The sequence below is a fragment of the Methylomonas sp. MS20 genome, from assembly GCF_050275925.1.
GTDB lineage: Bacteria > Pseudomonadota > Gammaproteobacteria > Methylococcales > Methylomonadaceae > Methylomonas > Methylomonas koyamae_A.
On record NZ_CP189962.1, the window covers coordinates 455,688 to 473,131 of the forward strand.

At 59.5% G+C, this 17,444-nt stretch carries 6 protein-coding genes; all 6 read left to right on the forward strand.

What is annotated here, in order from left to right; all coding sequences use genetic code 11:
• Window positions 1–6: 6 nt before the first annotated feature.
• Window positions 7–3,537 carry a type VI secretion system membrane subunit TssM gene (gene tssM / locus ACQE3D_RS02010; protein WP_313729244.1) on the forward strand — a complete coding sequence of 1,177 codons (3,531 nt, stop codon included), beginning with the start codon at window positions 7–9 and terminating at the stop codon, window positions 3,535–3,537.
• Window positions 3,534–5,072 carry a type VI secretion system-associated protein TagF gene (gene tagF, locus ACQE3D_RS02015; RefSeq protein WP_313729243.1) on the forward strand — a complete coding sequence of 513 codons (1,539 nt, stop codon included), beginning with the start codon at window positions 3,534–3,536 and terminating at the stop codon, window positions 5,070–5,072. Before tssM ends, tagF begins: the two co-directional genes overlap by 4 nt.
• 68 nt (window positions 5,073–5,140) lie before the next feature.
• A complete protein-coding gene (locus ACQE3D_RS02020) occupies window positions 5,141–5,764 on the forward strand; it encodes an OmpA family protein (protein WP_313729242.1) in 624 nt (207 codons plus the stop codon).
• Window positions 5,765–5,868: 104 nt separating this feature from the next.
• The gene (locus tag ACQE3D_RS02025; RefSeq protein ID WP_313729241.1) at window positions 5,869–7,746 is read left to right on the forward strand and encodes a protein kinase domain-containing protein; all 1,878 of its coding nucleotides are present in this window, start codon (window positions 5,869–5,871) and stop codon (window positions 7,744–7,746) included.
• A gap of 812 nt (window positions 7,747–8,558) precedes the next feature.
• Window positions 8,559–15,605 carry a hypothetical protein gene (locus ACQE3D_RS02030; protein WP_313729240.1) on the forward strand — a complete coding sequence of 2,349 codons (7,047 nt, stop codon included), beginning with the start codon at window positions 8,559–8,561 and terminating at the stop codon, window positions 15,603–15,605.
• Window positions 15,606–15,608: 3 nt separating this feature from the next.
• Window positions 15,609–17,444 (forward strand): ShlB/FhaC/HecB family hemolysin secretion/activation protein, encoded by a 1,836-nt coding sequence (locus ACQE3D_RS02035; RefSeq protein WP_281022071.1) that lies wholly within the window; start codon window positions 15,609–15,611, stop codon window positions 17,442–17,444.

A 17,444-nucleotide genomic window follows, 5' to 3' on the forward strand; every position in this document is an offset into this window, starting at 1 on the left:
CGGATTATGGTTTTCTTGAAAACAAAATGGGTGCTGGAACTGCTTGGCGTGCTTGCCGTTGCGCTGCTGATCTGGTTTATCGGTCCGTTGATTGCGATAGCCGGAGCAGTTCCGTTGGAGTCCGAATGGGCTCGCTGGTTGGCGATAGGGATTTTGGTCGCTGTCTGGTTGGCATATCGTATGCTGCATAAGGTACTCTCGACCAACCGCGAGAAAAAACTGATCGCGGACTTAGCGACGGCCGATGCCAACGACGCGGCTTCCGCCAGCGAAGCGGAATTGGACGTGCTGCGGCGCGGTTTTGAGGATGCCCTACAGCTATTAAAAACGCCGACCGGTAAATCGCGCGGTAGCCAGTATTTGTACGAGCTACCCTGGTACGCCATCATCGGTGCGCCGGGCTCCGGTAAAACTACCGCACTAATCAACTCCGGCTTGCATTTTCCTCTGGCCGAGCGCTTGGGCAAACATGCGATTAAAGGCGTCAGCGGGACCCGAGATTGTGATTGGTGGTTTAGCGACGAAGCAGTGCTGTTAGATACCGCCGGTCGATACACAACCCAAGATAGCCATCAGCAGGTCGATGCATCGGCTTGGCACGGCTTTTTGCAGTTGTTAAAAAAATACCGGCCGCGTAGGCCGTTAAACGGGGTTTTCGTCGCCGTCAGCGTCGGCGATTTAATGCGGCAAACCGAGGAAGAAATTCGCCAGCATGCCACGGCTGTGCGCCAGCGTATCATGGAACTAAACGGCCAATTGGGCGTGCAGTTGCCCGTTTATGTATTGTTCACCAAAACTGATTTGCTGGCCGGGTTTACCGACTTTTATGCCAATCTGAGCGAGGACGGGCGTGGACAGGTATGGGGTGAAACTTTTGCGCCGGGAGCGGGCGTTCAAGACCTGCCGCAGCACCTCGATCAATTTCGGCTCGCGTACGACGAATTGGTGGACCGCTTGCTGCAGCGCCGCCTGAAGCGCATGCAAGAAGAGCGCGACCTACAACGCCGTGCGGCGATATTCGATTTTCCGCAGCAAATGATGTTGTTGAAATCGTCAGCTTTGCAATTTCTCGAAACCACGTTTGCGGTTAGCCGATACGAGGAGCCGTTTTTACTACGCGGGGTTTATTTCAGTAGCGGTACTCAAGAAGGCACGCCTATCGACCGGGTGTTGTCAGCCTTGGCGAGCAGCTTTCGCTTGGAACGTCAGGCCGTGCCGATGATGAGCGGACGCGGCAAGAGTTTCTTTCTCGGCAAATTGCTCAAACAGGTCGTATTCCCGGAAGCCGATTTGGTGGGTGTCGATCCGAAGATCGAACGCCGCTATCGATTGTTGTCGCTTGGCGCTTACGCCGCCACGGCGGGCGTCGTCGCTATTGCCGTGGTTTGCTGGTTTGTTAGTCTGACCGCAAATAAACTGGCGCTGGCTGAAGTCGAGAAACATGTAGCCGCGTTTCGCGCCAGCAATGCGGTCGGCACGGACACCCGCAGCGGATTTATCGCGTTGTTGCCCAAACTCAATGCTCTTACCGATGCACGAGAGGTTTATCGCCAAGTGGGTTGGAGTGGGGGGGGCGGCCTCTACCAGGGCGACAAGATCGAAGCCGGTGTCAATGTGGCCTACGAAAAACTGCTTAGGGATAACTTCTTGCCGTTAGTTGTCGTGCGCTTAAAGGAACGTATGCAGGGCGACGAAGGCGCTAATCTGGATGTGTTATATCAGTTGTTGCGCGTATACCTGATGTTCGGCGATCCGAAGCGCATGGATATCAAGGTCGCGCAACCCTGGGTTAAGCTGGATTGGGAGCATCAGTTTTCCACGGACCCCGAAACGCAGGCCCAGTTGCTGACTCACTTGGACAATTTACTGGCGCTCGACTTGGATTCGGCGCCGATTGATAACAGCTTCGTCACGTCGGTTCGTAACAAACTAACCCAGGTGCCGCTGGTCAACCAAGTTTATAGCCGCTTCAAAAGCGAAGCCCTATTCGATCACGATCACGATGTCATATTGGCCGGCCAATTGGCGCCGAACGGCGATCGCGTATTTTCCGCCGCCAATGGCAAGGGCCTGGATAGTCTGATTGTGCCCGGTTTGTTTACCGGGTACGGCTATACTGACTGGTTTTTAAAGAAAGGCATGGATTACGTCAAGGAAGCCGCCTCGCAAAATTGGGTGCTGGGTGTCAGTGCCACCGATACGGTGTTGGAATTGGATCGCCTGTACGGCGACTTCAAACGCCTGTATCTGGCCGATTATCAAAAGATGTGGGATGGCGTGCTGACGGCGGTCAAGTTTCGACCGCAACCGAGCACGACGCAACTGGTCGATACCTTGGATCTGCTGTCCCGACCCGATTCGCCGTTAAAACTGCTGCTGGAGTTGGTCGAGAAAAATACCTCGTTGAGCAAGCTGTCGGCCAATCTGGCGGATAGTTTGACCAAAGCGGCCGGCGGCGGGTTAGCCGTTCCGGAAGCGGCAACCCAAAAGTTGCTTGCCATGGCCAAGCAAGGCGACAGCGGTATTGATCCGGTTAAAGCTTTGGAGGCTTATTTCGAGCCCTTCAACTTACAAGTGCGTGGCGCGGCCGATAGGCCTGCGCCGATAGCATCTACCCTGACCAGTCTGAAGAATTTGCACGACTATCTGATGCAGATCGGCGCGGCCAGTAATGCCGGAGGCCAGGCACTGTCCACCGAGGCCGCCAAAGCCGCCGGCGGCGGCATCGATCCCATCCAAGCCGCCAAAATGGAGTTCGCGCGTTTGCCAGGTCCGATCGCCGCGTCGTTGAACGCATTGACCGCGACTGGCGGCCAGCAAATCAAGACGGGCGCCAAGGGCCAGTTGAACGATTTGTTGAAGACTTCGGTCAGTTTGCCGTGCAAAGCCGCATTGACCGGTCGCTACCCGTTCGCAAAAAACACTCCGCAAGACGTGTTGATGGCCGACTTCGGCAAGGTCTTTGCCGCGAACGGCGTGGTAGATCAATTTTTCAACACCAATCTGAAGGCCTTTGTCGATACCGCGCAGGTGCAATGGCGGGAGTTGGCCTCCGATAACGCGCTGGGCTTGGCGCCGGCGAGCATCCGCCAATTCCAAATTGCCGCCAAAATTCGCGACGCGTTTTTCCCGAACGGCGGGGCGGTGCCGCAAGTGCAATTCGAGTTAAAACCGTTGACCCTGGACGACCGGATCGGGACTTTTCGGCTGAATGTCGAAGGCCAGGAGCTGGTTTACCGCCATGGTCCGGAGCAGTTGACCAAATTCCAATGGCCCGGCACCAACAACAGTGCCGGGGTTCGGGTCGTGTTCGAAGCCTTGGACGGCAAGCAAGTCAGTCGGACTAAGGAAGGGGCATGGGCTTTATTTCGGATGCTGGACGAATTCAATATCGAGCCGACTAGTCTGCCGGACCGCTTCAATTTGACCGTGCAATTGGAGGGTTATAGCGCCCGTTTCGAGCTGCGTGCCGCTAGCGTCAATAACCCGTTCGGCATCAGCGAGTACCAAACTTTTCGTTGTCCGGAGTCGTTGTGAGCGTTCCGGAAAATCACCGCGTCGGTTTTTTCGGCAAAGTACCGGCGCTGGGTGATTTTGTCAGTCGGCGCTTGCCCAGACAGTTTATCGATCCCTGGGATCAATGGCTGCAAGGATCGTTGCGTGCCAGCCAGGAAATGTTGGGCGACCAGTGGCTTTCGCTATTTCTGGTCAGCCCGATTTGGCGCTTTACACTTAGTCCCGGCCTTTGCGGGCCGTCGGCTTGGGCCGGCGTGATGATGCCCAGCGTCGACCGGGTGGGGCGTTATTATCCGCTGACCTTGGCGCAGGCGGTCGATGCCAATGCCGTTTCAGCTTTGTTTTTGCCGGAGTCCGATTGGTTTTCCCGTTTGGAGGAGGCGGCTTTGGCCGGCTTGGCCGAACAGTTTGATCTGGATGGCTTTGATCGCGAGATTCTGGCGATCGATGCGGCGTCGGCCGGTCAGTTCGCGCTGGATTCCCCGGGAGAACGCGTAGGTTCCGCTAAGCAAGCGGTTCGCTTCGACCTGGACTCATTGGCGCAGGTGGGCAACGTGTTCCCGCGCTTGAGTCAGTTGTTGCTTGACCGCTATTTGGGCAATTACAGCCTATGGGCTTGTCATGGCACTCAACAGGGCCGGCCGAATTTTTTGTATTGCGAAGGTTTGCCGCCACTCGATGCCTACGCTGGTTTCCTACAAGGCGCGCCGCGCCGCAGCAATGCTTGGCAGTGCCAGGTTTTCAGTCTTGCGACGCCGCCGGTTTCCGAGGCCGTCGGTGGCGTGAATTCGGAGCCGCCGCCGCTGCCACCGCTGCCGGAGTTATCCGGCGTTGTGCCGAGTTTGGCTTGGAATTCTCACGGGATTACCGTGGTGGGCAACAAGCGTAAACACAACGAGGACGCGATGCTGTGTCGACCAGGCCAGGGTTTATGGGTGGTGGCCGACGGTATGGGCGGCCACCAGTCCGGCGATTTGGCTAGCCGCCTGTTGGTAGACAGTCTCGCGGAAATGCCTGAATTGGCCGACTTGGATGCGGAAATTGCCTGGGTCGGTAGTCGTTTGATTAAGGTCAACGACGATTTGTGCCGTTTTGCGCTAAGTTTGCAGCAAGGTGCGGTGATCGGTACCACCGTGGTAGTGCTGCTGGCCAGGGGGCGCCAGTGCGCGGCGGTCTGGGCCGGGGACAGCCGCTTGTACCGGTTTCGGGCCGGCCGGATAGAGCAGGTCACCCGCGACCACACATTATTGGACGAATTGATGGAAACCGGTTTGATGAGCCGAGAAGACGCCTTGCAGCAAGTCGGCGCCAACGTAATTACTCGGGCAGTCGGCGGTCAGAGCAAGTTGGAACTGGATACACTGCGCTTCGTTGCCGAAGCCGGTGACCGCTATCTGTTATGTAGCGACGGATTGGATAAGGAGCTGGCTGACGATGAAATTGCCGACATGTTGGCCGGTGCCAGCTGCCAAACGGTTGCGGAAGCCTTGATCAATGCCGCGCTAAATCGCACGGGTCGGGACAATATTACCGTCGTCGTCGCCGAGTGGGCATGACTGCGGTTGAGTGGCTTCGCGAGCGGTGATAGTTTTATACTCATTTTTTGGAAAGCAGGGGGAAGGCCATGAACAATAACGCCAGTTGGTTGGGTTTAACGGTAATTGCCGGATTGCTGGCTACCGAGGTCTGGGCCGAAGACAAAAACTTCGGTAAGGCTACTCCCAATCCCAACGAGATTATCGAACATTTCAAGGAACCGGCGGCGCAGCCGGCACCGGCGGATGCCGACGATTACCAGGACGTACCCGAGTCCGAGTTAGAGAATGTCAGGGGGCTGAAGAAAATCAGCAATATCGACAAAGCCACCGGTCGTAAGGTGCAGTTACCGACGACGGTGGCCGAGAAGGCTATTTCGATGGAGATTTTGTTCGACTATAACTCAGCGACCCTGAATGCCCAGGCCAAGACTCAGTTGGAGCCGGTCGGTAAGGCCTTGGCTTCCGGCGAACTGGAAGGGATCAAATATCGGATCGAAGGTCATACGGATGTTGTCGGGGGTGATCAATTCAATATCGAATTGTCGAGGCGGCGCGCGGAGGCGGTTAAGGCGTATTTGATCGATAAATTCGGTGTTGCCGGCAATGCGATTCAGATTGAAGGGCGCGGAAGACAGGAATTGGCCGACGCCAAAAATCCAACCGCCGAGGCGAATCGACGGGTACGTATCGTCAGTCTGGGTAAGCAATAGCCACGATTTCGGCGGGACGAGAAGAGAATTCACTTGAGCGTAAGCAATCTGCCCGCTACTGATGCCGTGCCGGTCGAAATGACAGCCGTTGACGGAGAGCGTCCGTGACGCCTGCTGAAGACGACGACAAAACTCACTTGTTTACCGCAAGCGCGGGTCAGGGCGTGCCAGTCGCCGATGCGCCTAATTCCGACGCCACGGTATTGGCCAACGAGGCCACCGAACTCGCCAACGACAGGCTACCTCCGGCGTTTCAGCAAATCGCCCGCCCCCCGGCTATCGGCGATTTGCTGAAAGACCGTTTCGAGCTCATTCAAAGTTTGGGCGAGGGCGGTATGGGTATGGTGTTCAAGGCCGTTGATCGACGCAAAGTTGAAGCCAGGTCGAAAAACCCCTATGTCGCGATCAAGGTATTGAATCCCGCACTGGCGCTGAACGAAATGCTGGTGGCAGGTTTACAGCGCGAATGCGAAAAGGCCCAGGAACTCTCGCATCCCAACATCATCACGGTCTACGATTTCGATAGAGACGGCGATCACGTGTTCATGTCCATGGAATACCTGGCTGGTCGGTCTTTAAGCCAGTTGATCCGCGACGCCTCGGCGTCCGGTGGTGTTGCATTAAAGAGGGCCTGGCCGTTGATATTGAGCATGGGCGAGGCCTTGGCCTACGCGCATCGCAAGGGAATCGTGCATAGCGACTTCAAGCCGGCCAACGTGTTCGTCACCGAGGGCGGTGACGTCAAGGTGCTGGATTTCGGCATCGCTACCCGCACCAAACAAAGCGGCGATCCGGACGCAACGGTTTTCAATGCCCGGGTCGAAGGCGGGCACACGCCACCCTACGCCAGTTTCGAGATGATGAACGGTGCCCAGGCCGATCCGCGCGACGACATCTACGCTTTTGGGTTAGTGGTTTACGAATTATTAACCGGCCGGCATCCCTACGGCCGCAAACCAGCGTCTACCGTGTTCATCGGGCAGCAACGCGGGGAGAAGCTCGCGCCGGCACCGGTCAAGGGCCTGAATCGCCGCCAATGGCAATTGTTGAAATCGACCATCGAAATACTGCAGGAGCGTCGGCCCAAGGCGCTGGAAGAGTGGTTGGAACAATTCGATCCGGAAGCAGGTTGGTCGCCGCAATTGGTCGGTGGCAGCGTGGCGATCGCTTTGGTTTTGGCGGGCGGACTCGCCAATTGGTGGTTGACCCGGCAGTCGCCGGAACCGTTGCCCGCCTCCGACGCCCAACGTTGGCAGATCGCCGCTCCGCCTCAGGTTGCGGCGCCGCCTTCGGCCGATGCCGGCGCCGATCGGCAAGCGACCGTCGGCGACAGCGTCAAACTTGACGCTAGTGCTTCCAGATCCGGCGACGGGCAGCCGCTGACTTATACCTGGAAACTGGCGCAAATGCCGGATGGCAGTGCCGTTTCTTTGCAAAATGCGGATACAGCGCATCCCGAGTTGACTCCCGACAAAGCCGGCGATTACCGCGTGGAGTTGACGGTCATGGACGGCCATACCCGTTCGGCCGTCGATGTTGTCGAAGTCAGAGCGGAGGCGGTTAAGGCCGCAGAACCGAAGCATCAGGCGGCTAGTGCCGACGGCGTTCTCAGTTTGGCATCCAGTAAACCGCAGTATCGGATTGGAGAGGAGCTGAAGCTGACGCTCTATACGGCCAAGTCCGGCTATCTGCGCGTGGCTTACATCGGTGCGACCGGCGAAATCAGCGAGCTGTTGCCCAACCAATACCAGAATGGCAAAGTCAAGGCGGACACCGAATACCGAATTCCGCCGCGGCCCGACAAATTCAAGCTGGAAATCACCGGCCCGGTCGGTACCGACAACATCGTCGCCGTTTTCAGCGAGCAAGCCTTGCCAAATGTCGAGAGTATCGCCAATAGCGATGGTTCGTTAGTCCCGGCGATGCAGGTACCAGGCATTATATGGGTCCGGATTCAATACGAAGTCGCCAAGCGAAAATAGCCACCAGTGGATGCATTGTTTAAGTGGGTTGATGCGTGTCTTGGAAACATAACTTAGATTGACCGGATTCGTGCTTTTGGATAAAGTTACCTAAAGTTTTTTTCAAAAATGTGAGCTAATTAATAAAAGAGGGTTCGGTTGGGGATGGATGCCGTGTTTGCGTCAGTTCTGCCGACCGGGCGTTAAACCCGCATTCCCGAGCCGAAAAACTAAGGTTCCGCAACACTTTTATTAAACCTTAGGTGAGGCGCCGGCAACTTTTAATCCCAATGAGGTGTTTCGTTGTGGCAATCCATCGTAAGCACCCCGCGGATTTGGGTCTCGTAGCTGGGCTAGCGCTGGTGTGGTATGGCGTGGATGCTTACGCGGTCGGGGAAGTGGTTGTCGATTCGACGCTGAGAGCCGGACATACCCTCACGCCGAGCTCAGGCGTGACGACCATTACTGGTGAAACGGATGGTGTCAAATCCGGATCCAATCTGTTCTTCAGTTTTTCTAAGTTCAATCTCCCCGCAAATACCGATGAGGCGCGTTTCGTTTGTTCCGGCGCCAATTGCGGTGCCGGTTCAAGTGTGGATAACGTTATTGCCCGCGTAAATTTTGACGGCACTAATGGGGCATCCACGATCAACGGTATTGTTAGTTTTGGCAATCAACTGACCAATGCTAACTTTTGGTTGTTCAATCCCGAAGGAGTAGTGATTGGCGCGGGCGCTTCGATAAACGTGCCCGGATCGTTTCACGTTGGTAATGCCACGCAGGTTAGTTTTTCATCTAGCGAATTTAGTCTGGCCACGACGGATGTTAGTTCATTGAGCATCGCTCCTACCGGGTTCGGTTTCACCAGTGTTGATCCCGACGGCGCAGGGGTCAAGTCGAGTGTTTCCCCCTCCGGAAGCGTCAGTCTTAGCGGCGGTGCGATTAATACCGCCTCAGGATCGGTGGATATTCAAGGCTCCCAGGTTCTTTTAAATGGTTCGACGGTGACAGCGGGCGGTGCCGGTACTATTTCGATTTCAGGCACGAATTTATTAATTCAAGACGGATCGACGACGACATTGACGGGAGGAGGCGCGACACTTGTCAGTTCTAGCGGTGCGATCCAAATCGGGAGCGGCACCAACCTGCAAGCCGACAGCGTGACGGCCGGCACGACCTTAAGCAATGCCGGCACGCTCAGCGGTTCCGCCACGGCCGGCACCGACCTGACCAACTCCGGCGACATCGGCGGCAACGCCAGCGCCGGCACGGTACTGACCAATAGTGGCACCATCGACGGCAACGCGACAGGCGGCACCTCGGCCGGCGGCGTTGCGGGCCTGACCGCCGACGGCAACGGCAAGATTTACACCGTGGTGAACCAATTCGGCGGGACATTGGGCGACGCCGGCGGCGATACCGTCAGCAGCCAGAACGGCACGGATATTCAAAACTTCGGCGTGACCGGCGGCGCGGTGACAGCGGCGCGCTATCTGGACAACAGCGGCACGATCGGCGGCCTGGCCCGCGCCAATAACGGCGGCAGTCTCAGCGGCGTGACCAGCTTGACCAACGCCGTGGGCGGCAGTATCAACGGCGGCGCCCAAAGCCAAAACGCCACCGATCTGAACAACCAGGGATCGATCACCGGCACAGTCACCGCGTCGCGCAACTTGAGCAACAGCGGCACGATCACCGGCGACGCGACCGCTACCAGCGGAACGCTGAGCAATGCGGCAAGCCAAACCATCGCCGGCAACGCCAGCGCCGGCACGGTGCTGACCAACGCCGGTACGATCGGTGGCAGTGCCACAGCCGGCACCGACCTGACCAACAGCGCGACCGGTACGATCAACGGCAGCGCCGTGGCTACAACCGGAGACTTGCTCAACCAAGGCCTGATCGCGCTGACTGGGTCCACCGATCAAAGCGTGACAGCCGGCGGCGCACTGACCCTGGACGGCAACGGCAGCAGTACCGGCGTGGTCACCGTCAACAAAACCTCCGGTACGGTCACCGTCTCGTCCGGCGGCGCGCTGAACCTGGGCGACACCAACGTCGGAGCGATTCTTAAGAACGCTGGCAGCGGCGATTTGACCGTGACCAGCGGCACGACGCTGAGTATGACTGATGGCTCCAAAATCGAATCGAATAGCGGTGTACTACAAATTCAGGATGCGGTTGTTGACGTTGCCACCGCGTCAGGCAATGCGTCACTGTTACAAAGTGCTGGCCTGCGAACCTTGACGGCAAACGTGGATATCAGTAACCAGGGACAGTTTTCTGGGAATCTGGTCTCAACGGCAGGCAGTTTAACCAACGACGGCATGATCAACGGCTCCGCCACGGCCGACGTCGACCTGACCAATAGCGCGACCGGTACGATCAACGGCAGCGCCGTGGCGACAACCGGCAACTTGCTCAACCAAGGCCTGATCGCGCTGACTGGGTCCACCGATCAAAGCGTGACAGCCGGCGGCGCACTGACCCTGGACGGCAACGGCAGCAGTACCGGCGTGGTCACCGTCAACAAAACCTCCGGTACGGTCACCGTCTCGTCCGGCGGCGCGCTGAACCTGGGCGACACCAGCAGCGTCGGTGCGATCCGCAAGAGCGCCGGCAGTGGCGCTTTGACCGTGACCAGCGGCACGAGCCTGGGCGTGACCGCCGGATCGGCGATAGAGGACAGTAGCGGCGGGGCGGGGAATCTGACGGTAACGGTTGGCAGCGGCAACTTGGTGCTAAGCGGCGGTAGCGCCGTGACCAAAACTGGTGGCGGCGCGCTGAGCGTGGACGTGCAAGCCGGCGACCTGCAAATCAGCGGGGTCGGCAGCGAAATCAGCGCCGATCAATCGGGCGCTAGCGACAGCATCCGAGCCAGCGGCGCGATCCAAATCGGGAGCGACACCAACCTGCAAGCCGACAGCGTGACGGCCGGCACGACCTTAAGCAATGCCGGCACGCTCAGCGGTTCCGCGACAGCCGGTACCGATTTGACCAACACCAGCGACATCAGCGGCGACGCCAGCGCCGGCACGGTACTGACCAACAGCGGCACCATCAATGGCAACGCGACAGGCGGCACCTCGGTCGTTGGCGTCGCGGGCCTGAGCGCCGACGTCAACGGCAAGATTTACACCGTGGTGAACCAAAACGGCGCGACATTGGGCAATGCCGTCGGCGATACCGTCAGCAGCCAGAACGGCACGGATATTCAAAACCTCGGCGTGACCGGCGGCGCGGTGACAGCGGCGCGCTATCTGGACAACAGCGGCACGATCGGCGGCCTGGCCCGCGCCAACAACGGCGGCAGTCTCAGCGGCGTGACCAGCCTGACCAACGCCGTGGGCGGCAGTATCAACGGCGGCGCCCAAAGCCAAAACGCCACCGATCTGAACAACCAGGGATCGATCACCGGCACAGTCACCGCGTCGCGCAACTTGAGCAACAGCGGTACGATCACCGGCGACGCGACCGCCACCACCGGAACGCTGAGCAATGCGGCAAGCCAAACCATCACCGGCAACGCCAGCGCCGGCACGGTGCTGACCAACGCCGGTACGATCGGAGGTTCTGCCACGGCCGGCACCAATTTGAGCAACACTGGCGGTATCAGCGGCGCCGCGACGGCAACCGCCGGCACCTTGACCAATGCGGCCAACAAAACCATCGGCGGCAACGCCAGTGCCGGCACCGTGCTGACCAATAGCGGCACCATCAATGGCAATGCGACCGGCGGTATCTCGGCCGTTGGCGTCGCGGGCCTGACCGCCGACGGCAACGGCAAGATTTACACCGTGGTGAACCAAAACGGCGCGATATTGGGCAATGCCGACGGCGATACCGTCAGCAGCCAGAACGGTACGGATATTCAAAACTTCGGCGTGACCGGCGGTGCGGTGACAGCGGCGCGCTATCTGGACAACAGCGGCACGATCGGCGGCCTGGCCCGCGCCAATACCGGCGGCGGTCTCAGCGGCGTGACCAGCTTGACCAATGCCGGCATCATTAACGGTGGCGCCCAGAGCCAAACTAACACTGATTTGAACAACCAGGGATCGATTACCGGCACAGTCACCGCGTCGCGCAACTTGAGCAACAGCGGCACGATCACCGGCGACGCGACTGCCACCACCGGAACGCTGAGCAATGCGGCAAGCCAAACCATCACCGGCAACGCCAGCGCCGGCACGGTGCTGACCAACGCCGGTACGATCGGTGGCAGTGCCACGGCTGGCACCGACCTGACCAACAGCGCGACCGGTACGATCAACGGCAGCGCCGTGGCGACAACCGGCAACTTGCTCAACCAAGGCCTGATCGCGCTGACTGGGTCCGCCAATCAAAGCGTGACAGCCGGCGGCGCACTGACCTTGGACGGCAACGGTGCCAGCACTGGCGTGATCACCGTCAACAAAACCTCCGGTACGGTCACCGTCTCGTCCGGCGGCGCGCTGAACCTGGGCGACACCAGCAGCGTCGGTGCGATCCGCAAGAGCGCCGGCAGCGGCGCTTTGACCGTGACCAGCGGCACGAGCCTGGGCATGACCGCCGGCTCGGCGATAGAGGACAGTAGCGGCGGGGCGGGGAATCTGACGGTAACGGTTGGCAGCGGCAACTTGGTGCTAAGCGGCGGTAGCGCCGTGACCAAAACTGGTGGCGGCGCGCTGAGCGTGGACGTGCAAGCCGGCGACCTGCAAATCAGCGGAGTCGGCAGCGAAATCAGCGCCGATCAATCGGGCGCTAGCGACACCATCCACGCCAGCGGCGCGATCCAAATCGGGAGCGACACCAACCTGCAAGCCGACAGCGTGACGGCCGGCACGACCTTGAACAACGCCGGCACGATTACCGGTTCCGCGACAGCCGGCACCGACTTGACCAATACCGGCGACATTACCGGCAACGCCACGGCCAGCGTCGGCGGCTTGAACAACGCGGTGGGTAGCAGCATCGGCGGCAACGCCAGCGCCGGCACCAGTTTGAGCAACGATAGTACGATCGGCGGCAGCGCTACTGCCGGTACTGATTTGACTAACAACGGCGACATCGGCGGCGATGCTACCGCGACGGCGGGGGCTTTGACCAACGCGAGCGGCAAAACCATCGGCGGCAACGCCAGCGCCGGCACGGTGCTGACCAACGACGGGACGATCGGCAGTTCCGCGACGGCCGGTACCGACCTGACCAACACCGGCGGCATTACCGGCAACGCCACGGCCACCGCCGGTGGTTTGAGCAACGCGTTGGGCAGCAGCATCGGCGGCAACGCCAGCGCGGGCACCGGTTTGACCAACGATGGCATAATCAGCGGCAGCGCCACGGCGGGTAGCGATCTAACCAATAACGGAGGCATTGGCGGCAGTGCCGTCGCAAACGTCGGCAACTTAATCAATGGCTTGACTAGCGAGATAGGCGGCGACGCCAGTGCCGGAGCGGTATTGGACAATAGCGGCACGATCACCGGGAAAGCGACCGCGAATACCGGCGGTAGCCTGAATGGTGCCGTCGCGCTGACGAATAACGCGGCAGGCCGAATCGAGGGCGGCGCGGAAACTCGGAACGGCGGCCATCTCGACAATTTGGGTACTATCGTTGGCAGCGTGACGGCTGGCGGAGACTTAACTAACGACGGTGCGATTACCGGCGACGTCAATGCGAGCGGCAGCGTGTTTAATTTCGCCAGTCGTACGATTTCCGGCAACGTCGAAACTGGAACGAGTTTGATCAACGAAACCGGTGCCAGTATTTCGGGGTCGGCCAACGCCGGAAGCGACTTGACCAACGATGGGACGATAGGCGGTAACGCCAGCGCGGCGACCGGTACGTTGGCCAACGCCGGCAGCGTCGGCGGAAATGCGACGGCTACGTCAGGCGCACTGACCAATGCCGCGGCCGGTTCAATCAACGGTAACGCCAGCGCCGGGACGACGCTGGTTAACGCTGGCGACGTCGCTGGCTCCGCCACGGCGGGTACCGATCTAGTCAACACCGGCACGGTCGGTGCCGCCGCCATAGCCGGTGCGGGAGCGTTAACCAACAGCGGTAGCGTCGGCGCGTTCGCTAACGCCGCGAGTTCGCTAAGCAATACCGGAAGTATTTCCGGCAATGCCGATGCCGCTGACATCGATAATGCCGGCCAAATTGGCGGCGATGCGAGCGCCGGTAACGACCTGATCAATTCCGGCGCGATCTCAGGTAGCGCCAGGGCCGACCGCGATGTCGACAACCGGACCGGCGGCGTGGTCGGAAGCGGTATTCATGCCGGCCGGGATGCATTTAACAACGGCACTGTCCAGGCCGGGGGTATCTCCGCCGACCAGGATATTGCCAGCCTAGCCGACGGCGATATTACCGGTGCCGCGGCTGCCGGACGGGATTTGAGCAACGCCGGCCGAATTCGTGGCGGCGCTCAGGCCGGCGGAGCCTTGAATAACGCCGGACGGCTGGACGGGGACGCGGTGGCCGGTGGCAAAATCACGAATACCGGTACGATCAACGGTCGTGCGGACGCGGCCGGTTCCAGCAGTCAAGCGTTGTTAATCTCGCTCGAAGCCGACGGAAACCGCATCGGCTTGCTGAATACCGGTACGATCGACGACGGCGCGGAAAGCCTAAACGCTACCGATATCGACAATCGCGGCCGTATCGGCGGCGATGTCGCCGCCGCCGGCAATCTGACCAATGACGGCACCATTGGCGGCGACGCGGTGGCGCGAGGCGGTTATCTGCTGAACAATCGCGGCATCGTCGCGGGCGCCGACGTTGAAATCGACGGCGATGCCGAGGCTGCCAGTTATTTGGTCAATGCCGGCCGCATCGGCGGTCAGGCCTGGGCCAAGGCAGGCGATTTGACCAATGCCGAAGGCGGGCGGATCGGCGGCTTGGCCTTAGTCGGAGACGGGGCGCCGGCGGCGGGCGACACGGCCCATGCCGCGTTGACGATGGCGGCGCCGCCGGCCGACGCCGCCTACAATATCGTCAATGCCGGCAGGATCGACGGCGATACCAGCGCGCCGGGCAATATCGTCAATAGCGGCACGATAGGCGGGCGGACGACGGCCGGCGGCAACGTCGAAAATACCGGCACATTGGACGGCCGAGTTCGCGCCGGCGGTAGCGTCACCAACTCCGGTAACATCGACGGCGATATCATCGCCGGCGGCGATATCGACATCGGCGGCCGCGTGAATGCGGCCTTGCTGCAAGCTGGGAACAACATCCTGGTTTCCGGCAGTTTGACCGGTAGGGCCGATAGCGGCCTGACCCTACAGGCGGTGCAACTGATTTTGGCCGGCGCGCGGATTTACAGTCCGGCCGCAATGAACATCGGCACGCCGTTGCAAATCACCCAAGTGATTTTTTCAGGCGGAGGTACGACGGTTTGGGTGCATGGCGATTTGGGCGTTAAAAACGAGGTTTACTATCGGCTGCCGGAAGGCGGCGATTACGGCAATATTCTGGGTAGCGAGACCGGAAAACTTTGGGTGCAGGCCGACAATTTGAAAGCGATCAAAGCTAATCCGCAATACCAGGGCTATTTGGCACCGGCCGGTAGCAGCCGCTCCGATTGGACGCCGGCCGCCGGGTTGAACCTGTTCGTCAACGGTTTCCAAAGTGGACAGCCCGGTAATTTGGTCAATGTCGATGTCTCCATCGTCGCCAAACCGGTGGATTTGCCGGATGTTCCGAACGATCCCTGCGGTAACGGCAGTTCGCTGGAGTTTAAGCAGAGCAACGGCGTTGTTCTGGCTTACGAGCAAATTCTGCCGTTTTCGGTATTCGGCGATGCGCCGCTCTCGCTGAGTTTGGCGGCGGCCGATCGCTTAAGCGTAACTTTCGACGCCCCTTCGACCGGCCGTTCTTGCGGTAAGGCATAAGCGATGGCGATACGGCGAAAGCTTGGGATGTTGGACGGTCGCGGTTTGGTACAACGCGGAGCCAAGCCGGCGCCGGATGCGGGGACTGTCGGCCCGGACAGATTGAAGGCCGCCACGGCGCTCGCTAAGCGAAACCCGATTTGGTCTCGCCGCTTGGGAATTGGATTAGTGATTGCCGCCTTCGCGACCAAGACCGTGGCGGACGAACCGCCGCCGCTGAATGCCGACCCGACCAAGTCCCGACAGCCGACCTTGGCCCAGCCGGAGCGGCCGGCTGTTGGCAGCGGCGGTTTCGTGTTGCCGGAACTGCCTAAGTCGGGAGCCCCGGCGTCGACCGGCGGCAGCGTCGAGCTGCAGCGTGTCATTTTCGACGGAAATACTGTTTTCGAAGACGCGGAACTACAGAGCGTCGCGGCGGCATTTTTGCACCGTCGAATCGGCGCCGCCGACATCGAAATGCTACGACGCGCGGTCAGCCAATACTACATCGATCACGGCTATATCAATTCCGGCGCCGTGCTGGCGAGTCAGTCGCTGGCCGACGGCGTGCTGCACTTGAATATCGTCGAAGGGCGGTTGACCGAAGTCCGGCAGAGCGGGCAACAGCGTTTGCGCGAGGGGTATTTGCGAGACCGCTTGTTGGTTGGGGCCGGCGAACCGTTAAGGGTCGAGGATTTACAAGACAGTTATCGGCAATTGCTGGCCGACCCGCTGATTCAACAACTGAATGGTCGCTTGGTGCCGGGGGAAAAGCTGGGCGAGGCGATTTTGGATTTGCGAGTCGAGCGGGCCAGGCCTTACCAGTTATATTTGGGCGCCGACGATTACCAGACGCCGGCCGTGGGCGCATATACCGGCCGGGTCGGCGGTTGGGTCGACAACCTGTTGACTCTCGGCGAGCGGATCGACGGTCAGTTCATCGTCAATGAAGGCGTGCAGGGTTACAACACCGGTATCAGTGTGCCGCTGACCGCGCGCGATTTGCGGGCCAGTTTTCGCTACAGCGACACCTACAGCAGCATCGTCGAACCGCCGCTGGAGACTCTGAACATTACCAATCACATCGTCGGTTTCGAAGCCGGACTTAGCCATCCGATCTATCGGCGCTTTAACGACGATCTGACATTCAGCGTGAATATGGCGTTTCGCGAAAATCGCAGCCAAGTCAGTAATACTTGCCAACCGATTTCCGGCGGCGAAGGCTTGGGGTGCGCGACCCAAGCCAGCGTCATGCGAATTGCCCAGCATTTTTCGCATCGCGGCGAGGACACGGGATTGGTGTTTTGGTCTACCTTCAACGTCGGTTTGGATATGTTGGGGGCGACGACTAATCGACCGGGTTTGCCCAGCGGCCAATTTTTCAGTTGGTTGGGCCAGAGTTTGTTTTCGGTGAAGTTGCTGGAGAACGGCGCCGCCCTGTTGGTGAAGGCGAATATTCAGTTGGCGGATAAGCCGCTACTAAACTTGGAACGTTACGCGTTGGGCGGGGCCTACACGGTCAGAGGTTATCGGGAAAATACGTACGTGCGCGACAACGGCTTCAATGTCGGCGCTGAAGTCAAATATCCGCTTTACCTAGATGTCGGCGGCCGCGACGGCCTGCATTTGGTGCCGTTTATCCAATACGGCGGCGCTTGGGACAGCCCGACCGCGACCAATGCTCGGCCATCCACTCATTATCTGTATTCGGCCGGTATCGGCTTGCAGTGGCAGTTTCGAGGTTTGACGACCGAATTTTATTGGGCGCATGCGTTTACGCCGGTGCCGAATCGGCAGCGCAGCAGCCACAGTATTCAAGACGACGGTATCCATTTTCGGGTCAATTTCAACGTTTTTTAG